The sequence below is a fragment of the Paenibacillus sp. EKM211P genome, from assembly GCF_011066175.1.
In the GTDB taxonomy this organism is placed as follows: domain Bacteria; phylum Bacillota; class Bacilli; order Paenibacillales; family Paenibacillaceae; genus Paenibacillus; species Paenibacillus polymyxa.
The window spans coordinates 350,093-374,521 of the sequence record NZ_JAAMNS010000002.1; the positions used below are offsets into that span (position 1 = coordinate 350,093).

Consider the following 24,429-nt stretch of genomic DNA (forward strand, 5'->3'; position numbering starts at 1 on the left):
AGGAGATAAGTAAGCGCATTCATGAAAAACGCGATTTTCTTTAATTTAAACGCTATATCTTTAATTTATCCTCTATGTAAAAACCGTTTTATTGATTATCTTTAGGGGGATAAATACTCGTTAGGGGGATGAGCTATGAAACGTAACAAGGTTCACAAGTTCGCTTTAAAATGGACTGCTCTGGTTTTGACTTCTGTCCTGTTCAGTCAAACCCTCTCTCCATCCGTGTATGCAGGCGATACCCTCCCGTATAAAGGAGAAAGCGCCAAAGGACCGAATCAGCCTTATCAGCATGGATACGCCAGCTCACATATTTTGGACTGGACTCCCACCCAAGATGTCTATGGAGATATGCTTCGCGCCCGTGTCCCACTGCAACAACGAAACAGCCCCTTTGCAGCCACACAGGCTCAGCCTGCTTTAAGCCCTGACACGCAAATGTTTACACTCAGCGGGGATTATGGCAACGCTTTCTTCGATAGCTATCCCTATACCAATAAATTCAGCCAATATTTGTTCAATTACTGGCAGTATACCGACTATTACGGCTACTGGCATGGCATGCCTACCGCCCATGTCCCTGAAGAGCTATACGATCCCCAAAAGGATTGGACGGAAAAGTGGTTTGAGTTCGGCATTCTGAACATTCCAAATCCGGGTTATACGAATGCGGCGCACAAAAACGGCGTTCTCTCCATCGCCTGTATCTTTTTCTCGGATAATGACCGTGGACCGCAAACGTATAAGCAAATGCTTGTACAGGATGCTCAGGGTGAATTTCCGGTAGCCAAAAAATTGGTCGAAATGGCGAAATATTATGGCTATGACGGCTACTTCATCAACCAGGAGGAAGCTTCAAAAGGCGTAGCTACAGAGGACATTCCCCGGTACAAACAGTTTATGAAATACTTACGGGATCAGGGTATGTATGTGCAATGGTACGACTCCACCGTAAACGCAACCGGGAAAATTGCTTATCAAAATGAGTTTAATGCCGTGAACAGCCCGTTTGTCAAAGACAAGCAATATGGACAGGTGTCCGATTCTATTTTTCTGAATTATTGGTGGGACAAAGCGAAGCTGAAAAGCTCCCGCGACCATGCCAAGCAATTGGGTCTGAACCCTCTTAAAACTGTTTTTGCCGGGATTGAGGGCGGGAACGGTGACTTTGGCAGATGGAAGCAAAAATACGATCTTCGTCTGAATATCGGTGATAACGGGCAGCCGATGAACAGTATCGCAACGTTGGGAGCCGATTTCACACATAATGCGCTGGATGAAGAGCTTGGCGGGCAGGACACCAATCGCAGAGCTGACAATGCCTATCAATGGATGACCTTTATCCGCGACCGTGTCTGGTGGTCCGGTCCGAATCAGAATCCCGTTCGTGCACAAAGAAACCCAAGTGTAGATTTGTCTGATGTAAAAGCTTCAGGTGCAAACTGGGACGGTATCGCGGCATATATCGCCGAACGTTCTGTCATCCGTGGCTCCCATTTTAACACCAGCTTCAATACCGGCCATGGCTTGCAGTATGTAGTGAATGGAGTTGTTTCCAATCCCAAGGAATGGTCCAACATTAATATTCAGGATATCCCGGTGACCTGGCAATGGTGGCTCGATACCAAAGGTAAACCGCTCTCGGTTGACTACGACTATGGCCCGAATTATACCAAAGGTACTCGGTTTACCTATCAGCCTGTGGGCGCTTATCAGGGCGGCAGCTCCCTTGTCGTTAATGGAGTGCTGAATTCAGATAACTTTTTACGCCTGTATAAAACGGATCTGTCGGTTAATCAGAATTCAAACTTGTCCATCACGTACAATAAGCCTTCCTCTGATGACAGCTCAGTACTGAGCATCGGACTTATGTTCAAGGATAACCCCGGCCAAGTCGTAAAAGTCAGCATCCCTAACTCTGGTAAACAAACCACGGGCTGGGTTAGCCGCAATTTGGACTTGAGCCCCTATCAAGGAAAAACAATTGCAGCTTTCGGTTTATCTTTTGATAATACGAATAAAACAATCAAAAACTATCAGATGAATATCGGCCAAATCAAGATAACAGACGGTTCTGCCCGGAAACCAGCCGCGCCGACAGGATTTAAAATCACCAAGGCACTGACCGATACGAACGAAATGCTCGTAGCCTGGGACCTTGAGGATTACTCCAAAGTTAAACAATACAATCTGTATGAGAACGGCTCCTATATCGGCGGAATTTATGACTCAACCTATTATATTAAATCCCTAAACCATAAATCCGGTGAATTAATGCTTACCGCAGTTGGGGCTGATGGAACGGAAAGCGAACCGGCTCGATTAAGCTACGATCTGAATGCTGCCGTCAGTCATATTAAGGTGGAGACGAAAGAAAACGGGGGGGCTACAGTAACGTGGAAAAATCCCTCTAAAGCGGACGGAACGGTTAAATTGACCTTAATCACCGACTATACGGACACCGTATTCCATAAAACCATTACGGCGGACAATGGCGCTGAAACGGCTACGTTTACCGATCTGCCCACAAATGGTGATCGCTACACCCTACGTATCGCCATCGGCAATCATGAACCTGTAGCCTATACCGGGCAGCTCGCAGACACGATGATAGAGCCTTATGCAAAAGAGAATGTGACAGTCACCGGATCAACCTATACGCTTGCTCTACCCACCTTGAAGGACTGGCATTATTTATATGTATACGAAAACGATGTGCCCAAAACTATTTGGTGTAACTTATGTATCAAAAAAGTTTCCTTACATTGTCCGGGGAAGAACAAAATTAAGTGAACTCACTTTTACCCCTACTTCTCGTACCAGCTCGCTAAAGATCGTGCTTGAAGATTACGCTGGCAATCAGGCCACCACATATGTAAGATAGCTTGGTGCAAGAATTCCGAGACCGTCGATTCGTTGTTCAAACAACTAGCTCAAATTCAGCTATAGGGACATACCCATACGGCACAATAGCGAGAAGTCCCCAATTCAATAGACTTCTCGCTATTGCTATATATTGGGCAGGATCATGCACCTATCAATATAATGCCCATTTTTCCGTACACAGCTCTATAAATGAATGGGCAACCTGTTCACATTCGTCATACCCCAAGCTACCAGAATGAGCAAAAAGAATGGGGTATTCGTTGTTTCTTTTTTCCTCTCTCATATCAAACATATAGTGGTTTCCGCACCCATCCATCGCAAACGACACGGCACCCGGCATATACTCTGGCAGCTCGTAGGCGAGGTTCATTTCTCTCAAATCCTCGGTATTGAAAAATTGAAAATAACGTTCTCCATTTTGAAATTCCCCGCCATTAGAGTATTTCAGCAATTCTATGTAACTATCAGGAAATTGTTCTTGGGGCAGATGCCAGCCCACAGGATCTAGCGGTTTATATTGATCATAAAATGGAGACGATTTCGGGAAAGGGTTCACTTGTCTTTGTTGGATTTCGTGAATCTCCTGCTCCGATAGCTTGATGTTCCATGTGCTCAAAAAATCCCCGATTTGTTCACCAGTTGCTTCCGGGCATTTTACAAACTGTTGCTCAAAATGAATACTCCACATAATAACCAACCTCCCTGCCTTGACGTCTCTAAAAGTTGTTGTTGCTACCTTTTCAACCTTCTCCATCTTTTTCAACCCATTCAGCCACACTTTCATGAGGTTGAAGGTTCTCACGTTTATAGTATAAAACGGTCTTGAGCTCGTAATCCAAGCTTTCAGCAGCAATGAAAAATCGAGTGCCGAACGTTTTATCCTCCATACAAATCACAGGCCCCTCATGAAATCCGTAAGAGACGGTTTTTAACATTTCCAACTCCTTGTCATTAGCCAGTCTAAAGCATTCAATTGAAAATACTCCGCCCGGACAGGAAAGAAACGAGACCTCGTAAAATGTAATCTCTATGTTGTGATAATAGCTAAAGTCAAAGCTCCCTGCTAGTACCAGCTTGGGGCGACTTGTATAATCATAAATGTAGTAATGATCAATGTTATTTTGAGAAAGTATTTCATTCAGCTGCACCAGTTTGGATTGAATGGAATGATTCATGATCTTATGTCCCCCTCCCCACTCGCGGCTATTCCCGATCCGTCACCGCCTGCCACGCTTCTGTTATGGCTATAGGTGATTTGTGGCTGGTCTCTCCGCCACCTTCCTGAGTCCATAGCGGCGGATAATAAGCAAATACCTCTCCTGGCTGAAGTTGCTCCATATCCGACTGCCAACCATTCCAACGGAATGTCTGGTAGAACAAGCCCAAATCTCCCTCAGCCAACCAGCTCAAGAAACCGGAATAGGCCAGTTCAGTGGATTCCCACTCCAATGCATCCGGTGCAAAATAGTAGATGTGACCGCTGCGTCCAAACTTCCCTGTATCCAAACCAAAGAAGCCACCTGCTGCATCATAGGCCACAATCAGCATTCCCCCAAGTGCAGGGACGCTCACTGGCTCTTGCAGCCCGTTCCACGAAGCCAAACTACCGTAAATTTCAGGCCCACCTGCACCCAGTAAGGTGATCCATCCGTGGTCAAATATGATCCCTCCTGTTTCATAGGCAACCGTTCCCAAGTACGATTTTGTGCTCACTTGCAAACGGTAGAGCGAATCTCCCCTAGCAGATTCCGATTCTGCCAGTACAATACGATATGGATTATTCCCTTCTTGCAGAATATTTCTGACCTCTTCCCATGCATGGTTGTCCTGATCCACCAGCTCATCAACCGTTAACGTATGCATATCCATTCTCCTTCCTGTATTCCGATATCCATCTTTCAACCTGTGAACTGATTTTCGAAAACCTGCGTTTGCTCTAAAATCACCCACTGATTCAGCTCGTCGTAGCCTTGGACAATCGCCGTGATCTCATGCCTCGGATACATCCACTCAGATGGGGTCTTTTCCGCATATGAATGGGTGTCTGCCAATCCGACTGCATTGTGCTGGAAAATATGAATAAGTGTTCCGTGTGGAAAAAATGCTTCAATATATCCGCTTACCTTAATCCCAACCGGCAGTACGGTTTTGACTTGATGCCATTCCTTGTTAAAGGTGTGAAGATTGCTAGACCAGATTTCTTCAAACTCTTTTTTTGTAATTTTCGTATAATAGGGCTCTGTATCATCAATTGCTTTCTCGGCTAACAAGAAATGATATTGCTCATGCTTGCGATTAGAAGCAATATACGTGCCGTCATCCTGGATCACAATTTGCCGATAGGCTACACCGTCTGAGTCTATTTCAAAATACCAGGTTCCCATGCCTGGTTCCGGACAATCTTTAAGATATTTCATTCGCACCTCCTAAAAGGATGTATAACCGTGTCATTTCTTCTTTCTTTTTCCGCTATAGATTCTTGTCAAGTATGCGAGATATTCCGAACGCGTCAGGCCTCCCGTTTGGCGGTTGAACTCATCGTACGAAATGTCTTCCGGGAATCCGAATTCGGCCAGTGCTTTTCGACGCTCCTCTCGATACAACGGATTATCCAGCGTTTTGTGCCACTCCCGCTCTTCCCAAGGACCAAAACAGTCCGTAATAATACCTGAATACACACCGTTATTTAAAAATTCCCGCGAAGACTTGAACACTGTCTCCCCTTCCGGTTTGGAAATCGTGCCCGTTCCCCAGGACAGCCTATATATTCTTTCTTTACTGCTATCCGTGCTAATGCCGTAACCCATCGGAAACACAATATCCTCTTCTACCAATGCTTTATGCCCTACCCACTCGTAGGACCCTCGCATAAAGGAATCATCCATAACAATCCAGGTTGTATCCGATAACGGGGCGGCTGTGATGGATTCTAAAGTTATTGAACGGTCACGACTTGTACACAAATACGGACGTACGAATAAAGGCATCGTCATGACACTGTTCCATATGCTCTCCTTTGCAAACAACTGATCCTTTTGCATTTGGCGCAAATCACCGACGACCAATACATACCCATCTGTAAAAAGGTCTATTTCCACACGAAAGATGTCTCCCGGGATGGTTTTATAACGCTGTTTTTTCATATGCTTTAATCGATCCAGCTTTCGATCATAATCGTTAGGCACAAGTGACGGGTAACGTTGAAGCCAATCCATGATCTCTTCTTTACTATGTAAATGCTCACATCCAGTGATGGGCAATCTCACGCCAGTTTTGCTATTCACAGCAGTAACATAACTAATAGGACTATCTCTTCGAATGCCTGCTGAAAAGGACACACCTTCTGCTGAGATGCTCGAAACACTTGTAAAATTCAGTTTTTTCTCTTTGCCACGAGCCGTTTTAGGCAGAACAAATGCCCGATCACGGGTAAAAATCTCTACATCAGCTTCTCCATAAGCATCCTCTTTAGAAGAAATTCGCTTGCGAATAACATCTCCATCCATACAAATAAAATATCCTTCTTTAATTTCTACCACGTCCCAATGTTCTTCCAGCGTCTCCAGCCCAAAATAGGGTCGTAACGCGTTCGTTAACCAACTATTCATCTGCTCCTCCTGTTCCGAGTTTAATTCAATAGACTTCATTTCTGTTATTCCAGAAATTATAACATAACACGGCATGTAGCTCGTTTATTCATACATTGTCCCAGCTTGGGCCAACTCCTCCTGAATCCAGCTACTGCTGGTAGACAGTTGGAGCAAGTCGGCTGTGATCTGTTTGGCCTGTTCTTGCAATACGTGTGGCTGATCTGTTCCTTCCAGAAAGCGACTCACAAAATGAAGAAATACGTCTACCTTTCTAAGCAGCATCAACACAGGCAAAGCGTCGATCTCGGGTTGGCTTAAACGGATCTGGCGGCTGAAGCCCTGACAAAAATCACGAACAGCCGTTGTCTCCTCCGGTTGCCCCAAAAATCCTGATAAGATGACCGCCGGTTCCATCACCCGAACGTCTAACGTGCAAAATTCAAAATCAAGCAGTGCAGCCACCTGGCTATGATCAGAATCCTTTACTAATAAATTAGAAGCGTTCAAATCTCCATGTACAAGCTGATGCGGCAACTCTTCCAATGCTTGAAGTGAATCTGTAATCTCTTCATATACTTTTCCTATCAGGCGCAGCTCTTCATGCAAATCTTTTAGAGGCACCGGTGGGTTGAAACAGAAACCCTGCACCGTTTCCCGGTTACATAATGGATAGGATTGCTGCAGAGCATAATAAGGACGATAGACTGGGGTCATATCAAGATTAAGTGTTGCAAGCACAGCAGATAGTTCACCAGCTGCCTCGCCAAAAGAATGGGCAAAGCTAGGGTCCTGCTCCAAGGGTGATATACCTTCTATGTATTCGAATAGACACACATATTTGCCACTATCCTTCTCAACCTGTGCAAGTGTCTCTCCTGTAATCGTTCGAATTGGCATTGGAACCCTGAAGGATAGAGATTGCTTGCTCAGCGCCTGCAAAACCACATGCTCAAATTCAATTTTTTCCCGATCCCTGTGTGTATCGTAGACGCGCAGCACCCCGCTTCGCCCACCACTCTTAACAAAATACGTCGTATTATTCCAGCCCCCGGTTCGTCTTTGCAATGTTCCATTCCACTCTGGCCAGTTCCGTCTTAGTACCGCTTCCAAGGATATCCCCCTTTACTTACTAGCTTATGAATTTGCCGATATTATAACATATAGACGCCCAATTCAAATTGGACGTCCTTGTGTATTCTTCATTTCCTCATTTGTTTGTTTCGGATATTTTGCGGGGTAGCACCATACGCGGTTTTAAATTTTTTATAGAAAAAACTCATGCTGTTATATCCCACCTGCTTAAAGATCATTTCGAACGGCAGGTTGGTATTCACAACCAAAGAATAGGCGGCATTAAGCTTAATGTTGGCAATCAGCTCAGTGTAAGTAAGACCCGTAACTTTTTTTAACTTGTTACTTAAATACGTGCTATTGTAATTAAAATGGTTAGAGAATTGCTGTAGGCTTAAATGCTGATAATGCTCTTCCATGTAATTCAGAATAGAGGTAATATGATTTTCCTGCTGGTTTACATGAATATTATGCTCGCTCTCCAATACACGGACCAATTCTCCAAATACGATTGGCAAATAAGCCTTGACCAACTCCATAGAGTCCTCTTGCCTGGAAAAATATTCGATTAAGATTCTACGCAATATATACTGAAGGTTCTCATTATGCTGTGACTCAAAAATAATAAAGTGATTATGGTGCTGATGCTGGAGGACAGAGTTGGCGAGAAATTCGCCGATCAAACTTTTTTTCTTGGATAGCCGCTGTAGAAAGAGGGACGAGATCGTTTCTCTTTGCAGCAGGATATTAATCAGTATATCGTTTTCTCCCAAAGGAGAGATGCTGTGCGGCACATCCTTATCCAGAACACACACTTGACCTTCACAAAGCTGAATCTCTTTGCCTGCTATAATTTGGTTGCATTTACCTGAGTAAACATAGTTTAATTCAATAAATTCATGCATGTGCTCTAGCATCGGAGCAAACCTGTTGTGCTTGCTAATATAAATATCATGTTCTCCGAAAAAGAATAAAGCGGGCATTCGATACATATTCAGATTCATATCAAAAAATCGCTCATTCTCCGATTCTTTGGAGAGATCATTAATCACCTGATTGCTTTGTTGTTGCAGAAGCTCAATTTCAGTTTTACTTCTCAGCAACTGATCCAGCTCATGAAGGTTCATAAACACAGACTCCTCCTTCAGACTCCCATTAACTGTGAACTGCCGTCTGTGTTTTGCTTCCCTTTCCTCTAATAGCGATTCCCAGACAGAGGAGCGCAGCAATCATAAATACAATCGCAGAGACGAGAAAGGAAAATGAGGCAGTTTCATTCCCAGACAACACCCCAACTAACTTGATAACATAAGGCGAAGCAAACGCTCCCAAATTGGAGCCTACCATTGCAATCGAAATAGATATCGTCTCACTGCCTTTAGGTACGATTTTAGTTAGTATCGTAAAAATATAAGGAATAAACAGCGCAAAGCTAAAGCCAATGATCAGCATGGCAACCGTAACCATGGTCACATTCTGAGCAAACCACAGCAGGACAAAACCTGTCGCTGTTAATAAACTGGAGATAAAAGGTGCGTAATTTCTGAACCATTTATATATTCTACCGAACAAGAAGCCTGCAATCATGGTTGATAAGGAGAACAGCGTTAAAGCGGTCCCTAAAAATCCTGCATTAGGCATACTCTTCTCAGCAATCATAATGCCTGTTTTGGTATACACAATCATAATAAAAGTCATAAACAGAAAAAGTGCAGCTCCTAAGCCAAGTACAGGTAGGGATACTCCCCTACTCTTGTTACCCGTTCCTGTCGTGCACACTGTAGGCTCCCCACGCTCTGGTTCAGGGATGATAAAAAAGAATAACAGTGCGATCGGAATCGTGATCGCATAGCACAAAAAGGCAAACGGCCAGTCGATTAGGGCAAGCTGTCCTGCCACAAAGGTAGCCAAGCTGCTTCCGAGCCCTTGTACAGCGCTTTGAAAGCCTACCAATTGAGCACGTTCGTCCCCTTCAAAAAAATCACTAATTAAACTGACAGCCAGTGAATTGAACATCCCCAGACCTGCTCCTAGCACCAAACGCAACGCGAGAATCCATGTAATATTCGTAGTGAGCATAGGAAGTATTCCGCCGATGACCACGAGCAAAAGTCCTAGCAGGACTGTATTTTTTTTACCCATGCGGGAAGAGATCGGGCCACTCAACAATACAAACAGCATCATCGAGAAAGACGGGATCGTAACTACGCTTTCAATCAGCGAACTGGAGACTCCCGGGAATTGGTTCAGCATCATCGGGATGACAGCTGAAATAGCACTCGCTGATGTCAGGACTAAGGAAATAGACAGCAACGCCGTTTTAAACCATATTTTGTTTTTGATATTCATCAAGCTTCTCACCTCTAGTCTATGTTATTTAGCCCTGGTTGTATTTGTACTGGAACGTATACTGTCCAGATCCGACGATAAACGTCAATTCATGATCTCCGTTCTTTTGAAAAACCGCCTGTTCCCCGGTAGAACCTAATTTTCCGGCCAGCTCTTGTGGCACATTACCAGGCGGATACTGAATGGACGGGTATTGTGTGGTAATGGTCTGTTGTAGCGCATCCAGCTCCATAACGCCTGGAAGCGTAATCTCAGCTGTCGTATTATGTGGTACGTGAACCGTCATCTGCATTTCCTCATTCACGATTTCCCAATGGACAGCAAGCGCACCATATGGTGTCTCCAACTTGCCATGGGCCGAAGTAAGATTAACAGGCGGTTTGGGTGCTAAACGAGATTTTTTATAGCCCGCTTCAAGCACATCGATTCCGGCAATATTTTGGTACATAAAGTCTCCAACTGAACCGTACGAATAGTGATTGAACGAATTCATATCAGTGCTCCAGAAGGAGCCGTCCACTTTGATGCTGTCCCAATGCTCCCACATGGTCGTGGCCCCACGTTCAACCTGATAGAGCCAGGAAGGATAATCTTTCTGGAATAAAATTTTATAAGCTACATCTGTATAGCCATTGTCGGATAAAACTAGGCATAGATAGGGTGTGCCCACAAAGCCGGTATCCAGATGCATATCATTTTTTTCTATCAGCCGTACGAGCTCCTGGATCACTTGCTTTTTATACCTTTCCGGTACCAATCCGAAGTGCAAAGCCACAACCTGTGCAGTTTGGGTATTCGAAGTCAGCTTGCCAGCGTCATCAAAATAACGGTTCGCAAAAGCGACTTTAATCCCTTCATGCAGGCTTTGATAGGTGTTGTAATCGGTATAGCGATTCAGCAGTTTGGCCGTCTGCGCCAAAATATGAGTCGAATACGCAAAGTATGCAGTCGCTACCAGCGTTCCATCGGTCGCTCCAAAATAGCTTCCTTCCTCGCTGTCCAGCGCCAACCAATCTCCCAGTTGCAAACCACTATCCCACAGATGCTCCTCAGTCCCCTGGGCACGGATATAATCGACCCATGCTTTCATACTGTCATACTGCTGAGCCAAAATCTGCTTATCCCCATAACATTGATAGATCGTCCACGGACATATAACCGCCGCGTCCCCCCATGCTGCCGTCGTTTTGTCCATATTATCTGCAAAGGTTCCTTTGAGGACGTCCGGCACGACAAAAGGCACAGCCCCATTCTCCAGCTGGTTGTAAGCCAAATCTTTCAGCCACTTTCGGAAGAAGGAAGCACTATTCATATTGAAGCTGGCCGTTCTGGCAAAAATCTGTGCATCGCCGGTCCAGCCTAATCGCTCATCACGCTGCGGGCAATCGGTCGGCACATCCAGGAAGTTCCCCTTTTGCCCCCATACAATATTGTGCTGGAGTTGATTGAGCTTTGGATCGGATGTCTCGAACAAGCCAATTGTCTCCATATCTGAGTGCAAAACAACGCCCGTAAAATCTTCAATGTCTACGCCAGCCGGAAAGCCCTCAAGTTTCACATATTGGAAGCCTTGAAAAGTGAAATGCGGCCTAAATATCTCCGTCCCCTTGCCGTTGCAAATGTACGTAATCTGCTGCGCTGCATCCCGAATGTTATCTCGGTAAAAGTTCCCTTGCTGATCCAGCACTTCACCATGTATCAAATTCAGAACCGTACCCTCAGGAGCTTCAACTTTAAATTCCAGCCAGCCTACCATATTTTGACCCAAGTTAAGAACCAGTTCGCCTTTAGGCGTTTGAATCAGCTCAACAGGCTTTAATCGGTTCATTACACGGACAGGCTCGTTCTCCTGAGCAACCAGATGACTTAACGGAAACGGGACGACCTGCATCATTTTCCGTTCATTCAAGGAGCGATGCTCGCCTGCCTGCTGCTCCAATCGGGCATCATAGATTTCGCCGTTATAAATATCCGACATCAAAATGGCACAGCTCGTTTCCTCCCAGGAAGAATCTGAGCAAATGAGTTCTGAACGGCCATCTTCATAGCTAATCTTCATTTGAAATAACAAAGCATTCGTGTTCCCATAGGTATCCTTGCGCTTTTGCCAGCCTAGATAGCCGCTGTACCAGCCTTCTCCTACCGTGGCTGTGATGCGATTATGTTGTTCTCGAATGGTAGAAGTCACATCATAGGCTTGCACCTGGACACGATCGTTATAATCTGTCCATCCCGGGGTAAAATAGGCATCGCCTACTCTTTGTCCATTTAGCTCCAATTCATACAAACCAAGGCTTGTGGCATAAATGACTGCTTTTTTCACTTTTCCCTCAACTGAAAAACACTTGGAAGCGGCAAAAGGGGCTCTCGTCTGAAACTGTTCATGGAGGCTTCGCTTCTTCACTGTAATCCATTCTGCCTTCCAGTCCTGCTCATGGAGCAGTCCCATTTCCCAAAAGCCAAACTCACTCCATTCCGATTCCTCCGGTTCGGTGTCCCCCGCTCCCTGAGCCCAAACTTTTACCCGGTAATAATATCGTTGTCCGGATTCCAGTGGAGGGCCTTCATAGGGAAACAAAATAGATTGCTCCGAATAGGAAAAATGATTCCAGAGCAGCGGTTCAAAAGCAGGATTTATGGATACCTGCAATTGGAAGCGTTTTTGGAAAACGTATATGTTGTCAGATTCAATTTGCCAGCTTAGTCGCGGCTTTAGGCAGCCCAGTCCAATCGGATTGTTTAAATGTTCACATCTAAGCGCTTTCACTTTTAGCATTCGTATGTCCTCCCTGAGGTCTTCTTTTGTGTTTCTATACTCAAATTAAAACGCTTCCAATAGTTGTGCGCAATGTTGTATCCCTGCATGTTGTATGCTTGATTTACAGGTGTTGAATGTCCAACCCTTATATTGAATCTTAAAATGGGTCTATTAGAAAAATATGTACGTGTATACAGCGCTGCTACACTAAGCGATCCCGTCTCAAAAGGAAATCGCTTGTTTTATATACATATGGATTGTAGTATTAAGCCGATCAAGAAAGGAGAATCACAGTATTGGAAACGAACTACAAAAGGCTGCTGGATCAGATGATGGCACCCTATGATGAAATGCTGCAGAGTCTAATAAGTGATCACGCCGATTTTTCGAAGGTTGACTATTTGGAGCAACACAATGAGGAATATGGAAAAAGTGATGCCAATTATACCAATCGCTTGAAGGTGCTTTTGGCTATGTATAATCGTGAGGATCGAGATGCCCCGCATTACGAACCGATTGTGAGAAGGCTGCTCGTGAATGAGATTATAGACAGGGAAACGAACCGTTTTCAGGGGATTGGCGATGCTCTGTATTACGCCGTTTTTTTACTGCAAAAGTATGAGCGTGAGCAGGACCAAATTTTGTTCCAGCAGGCCAAGAAGGCCAATTTCGATACATATGCCGGGTTTGACCCTGAGTTAATTTTGGAAACATATTTGTTCAGCAAAGATACAGCTGATCTTGAGGATTGCATCAATATCGCAAGTGAGCTCGGGGAAGATATGTATCTATCATTATTTATCGATTTGTGGATCAGAGAGCAGACGGATTGGAACAAAGAAAATTTACAGGCACTCGTTTATCATGAGAGATGGCGCAACCATCCAGAAGGTGAAATTGAAGCCCTTAAAAAGCTGGCCGAAATGGAAAAAACAGAAGGAAATCATCATAATTACTGTTCTACTGCATCTAACTTGGCAGAGAAGTTCATTGAAACAGGTCGATTGGATGAAGCGTGGGAAACGATGGTAACCATTATTCCGCTTATTACGAAGGAAAAAGAATGGTTCCTGTACGGACTTGGTCGCAATATTATTACCTCCTGTATCCATATCATCTTGCATTTTGGGGCAGAAAGCCTGCAGGCCTCTTCATTATGGCAAACAATAAAAGGGATTCTTCAACCTGCCGCTAACAATATGGGGACCAATCAATATCAGCTTGCTGTATCTGCCAGCAAATTTATGGGAGATACCGAATTGGAGCAAACGTTAATCAGAAACCAAAAGCACCGTTAATAATCCAGTTGCAACAAGGAGACTGTCGCGTGTACTGCAAAGAACCAGGCACTCGACTCAGTGGCTCGCCGTCCGGTCGCCCCTCGAAGCGAGGGGCAGCAAAAATACGGATTGCAGTGCATGGCCCTTCTCTACAGATTTCCGGTCACGATAATACCATCTGCTTGCTTCAGATGCGCTCTGACCCATGCTGTAAAGGAATCAATAAATAGGCGTAATTCTGGCTCCTTGGCAGGCCAAGTATCCAATTGTGTTAATATTTCATGCCATACCGACGCCTGAATCGGATTATCCCAGCAGGGGTCAAAAGCCTCATACGTTTCTCCCGTATCAGGATCGACAAGTGGATATTTGGACTTTAACGCAGACAGCACGATATCAAAGTCATCTGCGTAGATGAATATCATCTCCTCCAGCTTCGGTTCATCAGCATCCCCATAACGCAACGGTTCAAAAGTATATCCAATATTGGCTCGTGGACCGCTATAGCGATAGATTAGTGTCTGAATCTCTTTTTTGTCCTTCTTACTCAATCTCACCCACTCCTTTCTTCGGCTATAACTCGAACCAATCCGCAGCGCATTTCTCTTCTTCCAGCACCCTGCACATTCCTTCCCTCAACCTCATCGCATCTCCGCCGCCGATATGAAATAGACAATAGATATAAGGTTCATCATCTTCTAAATCTTCAATATTTCTTGCCTCTTCCAATGAAATCTGGAGCGCTTCAGGCCAATCAGAATTATTCTGAAGCAGGACAAAGCCATCCTCATCCCTTTGCATCCGATATCCGTCAATCCTAGGCAATGCTTCAGCTAAGCGTTCCATTAGCGCTTTAATATCCTTAACATTTGCGACCTTAATTCCATACTCCCAACCCATCTGCATTCCTCCAACACGTTTTCAAAAAACCTGACTGAAAGACCTGAGTGCGTACAAGCTGTATTTTTTGTTTAATGCCACCCATTTTTGCCGGATTTCCATAAGCTCTTCACTCCCTTCTGATTTTCCTGAAATTTCTTATAACTTATTATAATAGATATAGGCTTCCGGTGAGTATACTCCGGAAGCCTATGGATTCATCTAACCACTCTTTTATTTATCATGCCTTGTCAGGCACAGGCTTACTATTCCCGTCTCCCTTTTTTACCCCCAGCATAACGATAGCCATACAAGCAACCAGAACCGCTATAAGAATAAAGGGAATATATTTGTCTACTCGATATAAAGTGGTCGTCAAAATAGGAGCAATGATCGCGGAAATTCCCTGTATCGCAGCTACCAGCCCTGCTGCTCCCCCTTGCTGTTCTTGACTGACCGAAAGCGAAGCACCTGCCATAAATCCGGGCATCAGTAAGCCCGTGCCTATGCCAAACATAAAGAACGCTGCATAGTAAAGGGCCAAGCTGGCTGAAATCAGAAAAAATGCCATTCCAGCAATCAGGAATAGAGAACCGAGCAAAATCATCGGCTTAGGCTGCCATTTAAGCCATTTCATTTGGATGATCTGCACGATCAGCATCGCTGCTCCGGAGAACATAAGTCCAAAGGAAACAACTCTTGCTGTTTCTTCGGATGTAAGACCTAACTGATCTTGAAAATAAAAACCACCTATAACCTGAATAGTCACAATACTAATCATCGTAACCAAGCCTGCAAACAAATACATTCTTAGACCTGGCTGGAGGGGATTAATTCGAGCAGGTTTTTGCTGAATAACAGGCTGGGCGGCCGGAATCGCCAGTAGAGACACCACGAATGCAACAGCGGCAATGACAATTCCAAAGTATAAGGGCCATAACAGTCCTATTAAAGTAAAGGCACCTGCAATCGCGGGGCCAAATACCAGCCCAAGCCCATTCGCCGCACTAATAATAGCCATACCACTTCCACGCTCTTCACCCTCCGTTACATCCCCCATATAAGCTTGGGAAGATGACAACACCGCCGGGATAAAGCCGCCAATTAAGCCGCGTGTAACAATCAGCAGGACTAACAGCAGTCCCCCACTGAGCCAACCCTTTAATCCTGCAAAAAGGATAAGCGTAAACAACAGACAGCTTACACACATCCCTATAAACCCAAGCAAAATCACAGGCTTGCGGCCCTTTGCATCACTCAGATTTCCCCATACTGGAGCCATTAAGGCCATCGTTATAGAACCAAGCGATATAATTATTCCGGAATGGCTTTCTCTTAAGCCTAATTCACGAATAAGGGGCGGCATAATTGGAGCAATGAGCATGAGCCCTAGCATAGCCACAAAAACACTGAAAAAGATGCTCCCTTTTATTCTATTCATCCTCGCACACTCCTCTGTTATAGATTCTCTCTATGCAGAAGTATACGGAGCATACCAAAAAGCTACTGCCTATAGACGGATAAATTTGCGGTTAAACGGATTTAATTTAGCCTATAAAACAGCAGCCAGGCTGAAAGGGCTTAATTTCCTGACGAGTTTTTACGATATATGATGTACAGTCTTTTTACCTTTAGTAACAAAACGCAGTTGTGGGTTGAGTCTGTATATCGATCTCTAAGGGGGAAATCACAGTGAAAACAAAGATAGGATCAATCATGAAGGTGAGATCGTTAAGGGCGAAGTTAACCATAATGTGCTTGATTATTTTAATTGTACCTACTTTTGTGATTGGAAGCAGTTCTTATGTTGTTTCCAAGAATGAAATGAATGAATCAGGCAAAGTGGCACTTAAGAATAGTGTGCAAATGGTAATTGGTATGATTAGTTTCCTCAATGGGCAAGTCGAAGCCGGTAATTTAACATTGGAGGAAGCACAGGAAAAACTGCGCATCGAACTGCTCGGTGTAAAGGATGCTAATAACAAAAGACCGGTAAAGATTAAATATACTGTAGGTAAAACAGGTTATCCGTGGGCAGTCAACCAAGATGCCGTTTCAGTGATGAACCCTTCAAATGAAGGCCAGGATTTAATAAATGCCGTATCCGAAGACGGTGTGCATGTGGGAAAAGAGTTTGTAAAAGCCGGTACAAACGGCGGGGGATTCGTCACTTATAAATGGGCTTTACCTGGTACAGATCAAGTAGAGACGAAAATCTCGTACGTCGAAAAGGATCCTTATTGGGGGTGGATCATCGGTTCTGGAGCATATTTTAACGAATTTAACAGCGGGGCGACCAAGGTCCTTTATATTGTCCTGATTATTACGACTATTGCAGTTATTCTGGGAGCAATTATCGTAAGCTTTGTTTCGGGACGTTTTACGAAGCCTATTATCATGATTGCAAAGCGGCTTAATGCAGTTGCGGACGGTGATTTAACGGTCGAAGAAGTCAAAATGAATTCAAAAGATGAGGTTGGCGAGCTGGCACAGGATTTCAATCATATGATTAAAAATATTCGATTTCTGATCGGTGAGGTAAACCTGTCCACCAAGCAGGTCGCTGCTTCCTCGAAAGAATTGACCCTTGGAGCAGAGCACACTGGACAGGCAACCGAGCATATCACCGTCGCAATTCAGGAATCGGCGGCCGGTGCGAAGGAGCAGCAACTGATGCTTCAGAAGACAACCAGCTCGCTTGAGGAAATTTCAATAGGTATGCAACGGATCACGGATAGCTCCTTGACTATTGCTGAATCGTCTGCAGACGCGATGGAAATGGCGAGCCTTGGCGGTACTGCTGTACAACATACAGTGAAACAAATGGACTTGATTAACCATTCTGTCAATGAAACCGATGCGGTTATGAGAATGTTGGATGAACGCACTCAACAGATCGACACGATGCTACATGCCATTACGGATATCGCACAGCAGACCAATCTGCTTGCTTTAAATGCTTCGATTGAGGCTGCCCGTGCAGGCGAAGAAGGCCGCGGTTTCTCCGTAGTTGCTTCAGAGGTAAGAAAGCTGGCCGAACAATCGAACCAGTCTTCCGGGCAGATTTCTGAGTTGATTCAGAATATGCGCAAAGATATGGAGCATTCGCTTCAGACCATGGAACGCGTAAAACAGGATGTCGACTCCGGCATTAAAATTGCCAATGAGACGGAGCAGCAGTTTAATAAAATTGTGGCGTCCACCAATCATATCGCACAGCAAACGGAAGAGCTTGCAAGCATCACGGAGCAAATAACCGCAAGTGTCCAGGAAATTTCAGCAAGTGGAGAAAACGTATCGAGTCTGGCGCTCCAAGCGGCGGACAACTCGCAGAATATTGCAGCGTCTGCAGAAGAACAGCTAGCTTCGATGCAGCAGATCACCAGCCTGGCAACGACCTTGTCGGATATGTCACAGAAATTACAGGATCTAACGGTCAAATTTAAATACTAACGGAATGAGTCTTTCCAAAATATCACGCTAAACTGTCATTCATATTATGAGGTCAACCATTTCTTTCTGGTTGACCCTTTTTGCATTTGCTCTGAGAAATTACGGAAAAGGCTCGCAAATCGTGATCCCCTTCTAGCCATGTGAATTGGGCACGGTTTTTATCGATTTGGTTCAGAATTGGTTCAGAGGCATTTAGTATAGTAAATCAGTAGTGTAAGAAAGAAAAATTATATTAGTAGGTTAGTCATCATGGAGGATCCTAGTAAGTTCATCGTGACACCGGAATTTTATGGAGGAAATTTATGCGTAAAATCAAGTCTTTTTGTTTATCTTATCTTGCTATTATCGTTTTATTTGGAACCTGGACATGGAGTTTTTCCGAGAGTGCTGTGTATGCAACCTCCCCACCAGTACCTAGTGTAACGGATGCTGTGTATGCTACTGAAACCACAGTAACGAGTTGGACAAATCCTTCTAAACAAGGTCAATCCGTAACGTTTAGCATCAAAACCATCTCAACCCCACAAATTACGAAAGATTTAACCGGCACGGTGGTCCTTATGGACGGAACGGACATACTAGATACGCTGACAATGAGGCCAAATGGCATTGCGAATGGATATGCCACTGCCACTTACACCACAAGTAATCTAAGTGTGGGAAGTCACCCGATTACGGCTATATATAGTGGGGATGCTCGATTTATTCCCAGTACATCTGAGCCATACATTCAGGTCGTAAATGCATCTGCACCTGCGCCTACACCTTCACTGAGACCTACAGTAACTACAGTATTGAGTTCGACGAATCCGTCTAGTCAAGGTCAAGAAGTAAGGTTTAGCGTGAGGACAACTTCAAACCCACAAACTTCGGGCGATTTAACTGGAACGGTCATTCTTATGGACGGCACGAATGTATTAGATACGCTGACGATGGAGCCGGTGGGCATTTCGAACGGCTATGCCAATGGGTACTACACTACAAGAGACTTAAGTGTGGGAAGCCACGCGATCACTGCTATATACAGCGGGGATGCTCGATTTGCCCCGAGTACATCTGAGGCGTATATACAGGTTGTAAATGGAAATGCAAGCACTGGTGGTACTGAAAACACTGGCGGAACTGGTGATACTAGCAATAACGACAGCAGCAGTAGCAATAAAAAAGATAAGAAGGATAACACGGATAGCAGTGATTCATCTTCTTCCAGTGAAACAACCACACCTTCATCACCATCGGTCTCTTCAACGGTTTTACCGACTCCAGAAATCATGCCAGTAGAGCAATCCGAGGTTGCGCATGAAAAATATATAACGGGTTATCAGGATGGTACTTTCCGACCGGACCAGTCGATTACACGGGCTGAAACCGCTGCGATGATGGCTAGGATTATGAAGTTGGAGACAAAAGAAGGCTCAACGACATACAAAGATGTACCTAGCACGTATTGGGCAAAGGATTCGATTATAGCACTTACGACACAGCACCTCATGAATGGGTATGCAGATGGAACATTTCGACCAGAGCAACCCATTACCCGTGCAGAAATGGCAACAATACTCGCATCCTGGAAGCAGCTTAAAGGAACACAAACCACAGCGTCTCCTTATACCGATATCGAGAAACATTGGGCAAGAGATTCCATTGTAGCGTTAGCTAATGCAGGATGGATTACCGGCTATAATGATGGAAGCTTCCAACCCAATAAATATATAACACGCGTAGAAACCGTTACAATTTTGAACACAATCTTAAAACGAGGACCCCTGGAAGGAACCATTCAGGCTACATGGGGGGATGTACCAACAGATTACTGGGCATTCAAAAATATTGAAGAAGCGTCTCGTACCCATACTTCAACCATCAATACAGATGGCATTGAAACTTTCGTGAAATAAGCACCAAATAAAAAGGCTGGAGTCCTATCTATACAGGGTTCCAGCTTTTTATTTACTTAATATTTTTTAACATGGTCAAAACAGAATTTTTAAAATAATTTCTTTAAAGATGATGGCTTCACTCCGTATTCCCGGAAAAATTGCTCTGAAAATGCACTCACATTACTGTATCCTACAGCCATCGCTGCTTCTGTTACATTGCTTTCCTGGCTTCGAAGCAGCTTCATCGCATATTCAAGACGAATTTGGCGCAAATGTTCAAATACAGTTGTTCCAAAACATGCTTTGAATCCTTTTTTTAATTTAAAATCATTTAATCCAACCTTTTTTGATAATGCGATCAGTGAAGGAGGATCAATCATGCTGGATTCAAGGATTTGCCGAGCCATATGCAACTTTCTGACATCTTCTTTAGATAGGCCTTCGGGCATGGGAGTTAAATCAAATAATTGAATCATAAACCTATTCAAAATCTCTAGTGCCGCTGCTTCCATTAATAAAGGCGATCTATGCACACTTTTCAAGTCTTTGATCAAATGTTCAATCATCACTATACTTCTGTGATCCAGTTCAAAACTAAGATGATGGAACGCAGCACCCTTCAGAATTTGATTAAATTCAATAGCTACCTGTCGACGAGCTGCTAACTGTGAAGCTGCATAATTAAACAACGAGACAGGAATGCCAAGCGCAAAGGATTGGTATTGTTCGTTAACGGGAGGATGGAAATATGCTTTGAAATCCTGTAAAAAAATAAGAGCACCCCGCCCTATCGGGAGCGTGTAGTCCAGACCAGCTATATTTACATGACGTTGACCCGAAAGTGCAAATTGAAGTTCAATCATTTGTCCTCTGGAGGCAAAGTTCGTCGGATAAGGCTCGTGATATTGAATATGCGAATACACAATCTCGATTCCGCTGTAAGTCGTAACTCGGTAAATATGTCCGTCGCCCGCTTCCGGTAACATCATATACGTATGCTCGTTTTGTTTTCTAAACGGAGTTTTTTCTAAATAATGCTGATATATTAATGATAACGAATTTGAATTCACAAGCATCCACCTCAAAGGTTTTCATTCATTTTGATGATTCAAATGAGAATCGTTATCATTAATATTAGCTGAATTTGAATGGTTTGACCAGACTTATTGGAGTATGCTGGAGTGATATTCGGAGAATCTATTAATCCCAATCCATATAAAACGTTGCTTTCAATTTTCCCTTTTCACATGCTGGGCAACTCAAATGAACAGGCACATTGTTTTCAATGTGTTCCTGCTCCATAACACTCGCGCATCTAGGACAAGCATAAGAAATTTTATACTGTGATGAGTCCGATATCATCTCAATAAACAGTTCATTGCGGATGGCCTGACAGACCGGACATACATATATCGCGTCATAAGCATCATATCTCGTCGAAGGGTTGCCTATGAATTCCCCAATACGTCGTTTAAGGACAGTATCCTGTACAAACGAAGCAATGGATTCCAAACTCATATATGAAAAACCAAACCCTACAAATATGTTCTTAGTATAAGCACAGGTATCACAGTCCAGCTTGTACGCTTCCCCCATGTTTAACCCTTCACATCACTCATTCTATTTATAATGGCTTTGTTAAACTTTGTTGTTGATATTTGATAGTAACGAACAAACGTTCTATAATATAGGCAATATCACTATTCGGAGATGGCTTACCTATGGATTTAAAGGAACTGAAAAAGCTTGCTAATGCCTTAAACGATAGCGAAAAACGAGAACTTGTTTACTTTTTGCAGACTCGAACGACGGGGATTGCTAATCAAATACGGGCAATTGATGAAATTCAAGAGCAGAAGCACAAAGATGGGCTTGTTTGTCCACATTGTAAAAATCATTCTGTCGTGCGATTTGGAAAGTACGCTGTAAAAACACGCACTGGAGAGGTTAAACGTCAACGTTACCGTTGTAAGTCCTGTCGCCAAACGTTCAATTACCTTACAAACACCCCTCTTCAACGCACGAGAAGACCTCATATTTGGGTTCGTTTTATTGAATGCATGATTGAGGGCTTTTCTCTGAGAAAATGTGCAGAGCAGTTAAACAATGAAGTCACGCATGTCACCTTGTTTTATTGGCGGCATAAGATTCTCTCTGCTTTAAAGCAGATTCCAACCGATGCGTTTCAAGATATTGTTGAAATGGACGAGACTTATTTCTTGTTCTCTGAAAAAGGTAGACGTAACATCACCGAACGCAAGCCACGTAAACGTGGAGGTAAAGCTAATTATCGTGGTATAAGCCACGATCAAGTGTGCGTACTGGTTGCTCGTGACCGTCAGAAAATGACCTACTCTGGTGTGCTTGGGCGTGAACGTATTCGAACTACAAAATTGGACGAAGCAATTGGCGGTCATCTTTTGGTTTGGTTTCGATACTTAGACAGCAAGGAATATGAGAATACCGCATCGAATAAGAAAAATACGTTGGTCAAATCGTGCTTGTTTACTGTAACCGACACGAATACCAAACTTCGGATTTCTGCTTATTCTTGTTAAGCTAACTGGCAGTTATGTACTAAAAATTTGTTCGAGATGGTGTTCCAAGTGCTCAACATAGTCTTTTATAAGCCACTCTAACGTAACAAGTTTTTCTTCACCAATGTCGCATAAATACAGCAACTTGTCTTCAGGAATGTTTGCAATGACTACAGCCACTTGCTTATTCAACATAACCCAAAGAGCCAAAATATGATCAATACTTAGGTTTTGGTAATTCATGAGTTCCACCCAATGATTCTGGGCGTATTTTAACACTGAGTAAGGTTGAGATTCATATTGAGAACGCACAAATATTTGTAAATTAGTAAGTGCGGAGTCACACAGATGCCCTAGTATTTCCTTTTTTGACCAACTTTTTGGTCGGGTCCGAATAGAAAAATCGAGTTCAGAATAAGTATGGATTCTGGATGGAACATCAGTAATCCTAAAATTAAGATGTTGTAAGATGGCTTCCATGGTATTTCCTCCAATTTGTTTTTATAGATTGTACCAACACTAATATTGTGGGTCAACAATTGGTTATTACGCTAAGGTTTTTTTCATGGGTAATTCTTAAACAAACGGGTACGATAGCTTAATGAACCGCCTTTCAACTGAGGCGGTTTTCTTATGGTCAAATATCAACATTAGAATTTAACATAGCCTTTATAATAAAAAGCCCGCCGTAAGAGGCAGGCTAGGCTAATTAGCTCTAAGGCGCGTCGGCTCTTAATTCCCTTTATTAATAAGCCTCTATCTATTTCTTTACGAGACTTGCTGAATGCGTGACTTGGTTTCTCCCGCCACTCTTAGAAGCATACAGTGCCAAATCCGCTTGATGAACTATCGATTGTTCCGTATCCGCTTGCGTAACCGTTGCCACACCGATACTCACAGTAATGCTGTAGTCTCCCCAATCCCTTGAGGCCGTCATGGAACGATATCTTTCTGCCGTACGAATGGCTTCCTCTTGATTGTTGCCCGGAAGAATAATGACAAACTCCTCACCACCATACCGAGCGACAATGTCCATTTCCCGTGACATGGATTGTAGTAACTCAGCCAGATGAGTGAGCACCAGGTCGCCCACCGGATGACCATAAGTATCATTAATGCTTTTGAAACGATCAATATCAATGATCAGCAACGAGAAAGGTATTCCAGTCTCTTGAAAAGAGGCTAGGCTGATTAGTAATTGATCTTGAAAATATCTTCTATTTTTAAGCCCGGTTAACGGGTCGGTTGACGCCATCGTTTCTAGCTGGAGATTGATCCTCACTAATTCCTGCTGCTTGATTTCATATTCTTCGTGCAATCGTTCAAGCTTCTGGTTTGCTTCATTCGTCGCCTGATATAATTCCTGAAGCTTGGTTTTGGTCTGTAGTATATCTTTTTCATGTTCAATTCGCTTACGCATCATTAGCACTACACAATCAATAACAGCTTCTCCGTTTCGTTCCTGGCGAACCCCGTTTAGAAGTACAGGCACATCCTGTCGATCACTTGTCCGAAACGAAAAGTACATCTCATCGACACGCCCGTACAACTGGATATAGGGATAAAAATAAGTATGAAAAAATAGCTTGTTCGTAACAGACATTGTCGTTTCAATCGGCCGTCCGAGCAATTGATCGTGTTCATAAAGAAGCATGTCCAATAAAGTTTGATTTACCGATTGGATGATCCCAGCGTCCGAAATTGAAAAGTATCCACAGGGAGCTTTATCTAATTGAATATCCATTG

Annotated in this window: 20 protein-coding genes and 1 pseudogene; 5 read left to right on the top strand and 16 right to left on the bottom strand. The window is 43.7% G+C overall.

Annotation, left to right across the window (positions count from 1 at the left end; translation table 11 throughout):
• Positions 1 to 135 precede the first annotated feature (135 nt).
• A pseudogene (locus G9G57_RS04595) lies at positions 136 to 2,884 on the top strand (endo-beta-N-acetylglucosaminidase).
• 153 nt (positions 2,885 to 3,037) lie between these two features.
• On the opposite strand, the gene G9G57_RS04600 reads toward G9G57_RS04595, so the two are convergent.
• The 9 genes from G9G57_RS04600 to G9G57_RS04640 form a co-directional block, all read right to left on the bottom strand.
• Positions 3,038 to 3,574: an SMI1/KNR4 family protein gene (locus G9G57_RS04600; protein WP_017428303.1), complete on the bottom strand. Its 537-nt coding sequence runs from the start codon at positions 3,572 to 3,574 to the stop codon at positions 3,038 to 3,040.
• Between the two features lie 52 nt (positions 3,575 to 3,626).
• Complete coding sequence (locus tag G9G57_RS04605; protein WP_102998923.1) at positions 3,627 to 4,061, bottom strand: hypothetical protein; 435 nt, start codon at positions 4,059 to 4,061, stop codon at positions 3,627 to 3,629.
• 28 nt (positions 4,062 to 4,089) lie between these two features.
• A complete protein-coding gene (locus tag G9G57_RS04610; RefSeq protein WP_019688169.1) occupies positions 4,090 to 4,749 on the bottom strand; it encodes a DUF2625 domain-containing protein in 660 nt (219 codons plus the stop codon).
• A gap of 35 nt (positions 4,750 to 4,784) precedes the next feature.
• Positions 4,785 to 5,303: a hypothetical protein gene (locus tag G9G57_RS04615; protein WP_102998924.1), complete on the bottom strand. Its 519-nt coding sequence runs from the start codon at positions 5,301 to 5,303 to the stop codon at positions 4,785 to 4,787.
• 30 nt (positions 5,304 to 5,333) lie between these two features.
• The gene (locus tag G9G57_RS04620; protein ID WP_164964552.1) at positions 5,334 to 6,494 is read right to left on the bottom strand and encodes an immunity 26/phosphotriesterase HocA family protein; all 1,161 of its coding nucleotides are present in this window, start codon (positions 6,492 to 6,494) and stop codon (positions 5,334 to 5,336) included.
• Between the two features lie 84 nt (positions 6,495 to 6,578).
• Positions 6,579 to 7,586 carry a phosphotransferase gene (locus tag G9G57_RS04625; protein WP_102998926.1) on the bottom strand — a complete coding sequence of 336 codons (1,008 nt, stop codon included), beginning with the start codon at positions 7,584 to 7,586 and terminating at the stop codon, positions 6,579 to 6,581.
• An 89-nt stretch (positions 7,587 to 7,675) separates the two neighbouring features.
• Positions 7,676 to 8,674, bottom strand: coding sequence for an AraC family transcriptional regulator (locus tag G9G57_RS04630; protein WP_102998927.1), 999 nt, complete (start codon positions 8,672 to 8,674; stop codon positions 7,676 to 7,678).
• A 28-nt stretch (positions 8,675 to 8,702) separates the two neighbouring features.
• On the bottom strand, positions 8,703 to 9,896 hold the full coding sequence (locus G9G57_RS04635; RefSeq protein WP_025365485.1) for an MFS transporter: 1,194 nt from the start codon (positions 9,894 to 9,896) through the stop codon (positions 8,703 to 8,705).
• 28 nt (positions 9,897 to 9,924) lie between these two features.
• On the bottom strand, positions 9,925 to 12,672 hold the full coding sequence (locus G9G57_RS04640; RefSeq protein ID WP_164964553.1) for an alpha-L-rhamnosidase: 2,748 nt from the start codon (positions 12,670 to 12,672) through the stop codon (positions 9,925 to 9,927).
• Between the two features lie 278 nt (positions 12,673 to 12,950).
• Between G9G57_RS04640 and G9G57_RS04645 the strand changes: the two genes are divergently transcribed.
• The gene (locus tag G9G57_RS04645) at positions 12,951 to 13,952 is read left to right on the top strand and encodes a hypothetical protein (protein ID WP_164964554.1); all 1,002 of its coding nucleotides are present in this window, start codon (positions 12,951 to 12,953) and stop codon (positions 13,950 to 13,952) included.
• 131 nt (positions 13,953 to 14,083) lie between these two features.
• Here the strand turns inward: G9G57_RS04645 and G9G57_RS04650 are convergent, their stop codons facing one another.
• The 3 genes from G9G57_RS04650 to G9G57_RS04660 all read right to left on the bottom strand — a co-directional run bounded on the left by G9G57_RS04650 (position 14,084) and on the right by G9G57_RS04660 (position 16,254).
• Complete coding sequence (locus G9G57_RS04650; protein WP_164964555.1) at positions 14,084 to 14,485, bottom strand: hypothetical protein; 402 nt, start codon at positions 14,483 to 14,485, stop codon at positions 14,084 to 14,086.
• 22 nt (positions 14,486 to 14,507) lie between these two features.
• A complete protein-coding gene (locus G9G57_RS04655) occupies positions 14,508 to 14,834 on the bottom strand; it encodes a hypothetical protein (protein WP_016821768.1) in 327 nt (108 codons plus the stop codon).
• A 220-nt stretch (positions 14,835 to 15,054) separates the two neighbouring features.
• The gene (locus tag G9G57_RS04660; protein ID WP_164964556.1) at positions 15,055 to 16,254 is read right to left on the bottom strand and encodes an MFS transporter; all 1,200 of its coding nucleotides are present in this window, start codon (positions 16,252 to 16,254) and stop codon (positions 15,055 to 15,057) included.
• A 251-nt stretch (positions 16,255 to 16,505) separates the two neighbouring features.
• Between G9G57_RS04660 and G9G57_RS04665 the strand changes: the two genes are divergently transcribed.
• Both G9G57_RS04665 and G9G57_RS04670 read left to right on the top strand, forming a co-directional pair.
• On the top strand, positions 16,506 to 18,266 hold the full coding sequence (locus tag G9G57_RS04665; protein ID WP_164964557.1) for a methyl-accepting chemotaxis protein: 1,761 nt from the start codon (positions 16,506 to 16,508) through the stop codon (positions 18,264 to 18,266).
• Between the two features lie 302 nt (positions 18,267 to 18,568).
• Positions 18,569 to 20,164, top strand: a complete 1,596-nt coding sequence (locus tag G9G57_RS04670) for an S-layer homology domain-containing protein (RefSeq protein ID WP_164964558.1) — start codon at positions 18,569 to 18,571, stop codon at positions 20,162 to 20,164.
• 89 nt (positions 20,165 to 20,253) lie between these two features.
• Here the strand turns inward: G9G57_RS04670 and G9G57_RS04675 are convergent, their stop codons facing one another.
• Positions 20,254 to 21,216, bottom strand: a complete 963-nt coding sequence (locus tag G9G57_RS04675) for a helix-turn-helix domain-containing protein (protein WP_016821772.1) — start codon at positions 21,214 to 21,216, stop codon at positions 20,254 to 20,256.
• A 130-nt stretch (positions 21,217 to 21,346) separates the two neighbouring features.
• The gene (locus G9G57_RS04680) at positions 21,347 to 21,742 is read right to left on the bottom strand and encodes a hypothetical protein (protein WP_025679228.1); all 396 of its coding nucleotides are present in this window, start codon (positions 21,740 to 21,742) and stop codon (positions 21,347 to 21,349) included.
• A gap of 125 nt (positions 21,743 to 21,867) precedes the next feature.
• On the opposite strand from G9G57_RS04680, the gene G9G57_RS04685 reads away from it, so the two are divergent.
• Positions 21,868 to 22,704 (top strand): IS1595 family transposase, encoded by an 837-nt coding sequence (locus tag G9G57_RS04685; RefSeq protein ID WP_113050015.1) that lies wholly within the window; start codon positions 21,868 to 21,870, stop codon positions 22,702 to 22,704.
• Positions 22,705 to 22,716: 12 nt separating this feature from the next.
• On the opposite strand, the gene G9G57_RS04690 is transcribed toward G9G57_RS04685, so the two are convergent.
• Both G9G57_RS04690 and G9G57_RS04695 read right to left on the bottom strand, forming a co-directional pair.
• Positions 22,717 to 23,163 (bottom strand): DinB family protein, encoded by a 447-nt coding sequence (locus G9G57_RS04690; RefSeq protein ID WP_113050014.1) that lies wholly within the window; start codon positions 23,161 to 23,163, stop codon positions 22,717 to 22,719.
• Positions 23,164 to 23,443: 280 nt separating this feature from the next.
• Entirely contained in the window at positions 23,444 to 24,427 is a 984-nt protein-coding gene (locus tag G9G57_RS04695; RefSeq protein ID WP_113050013.1) for a sensor domain-containing diguanylate cyclase, read from the bottom strand.
• Between the last annotated feature and the right edge of the window lie 2 nt (positions 24,428 to 24,429).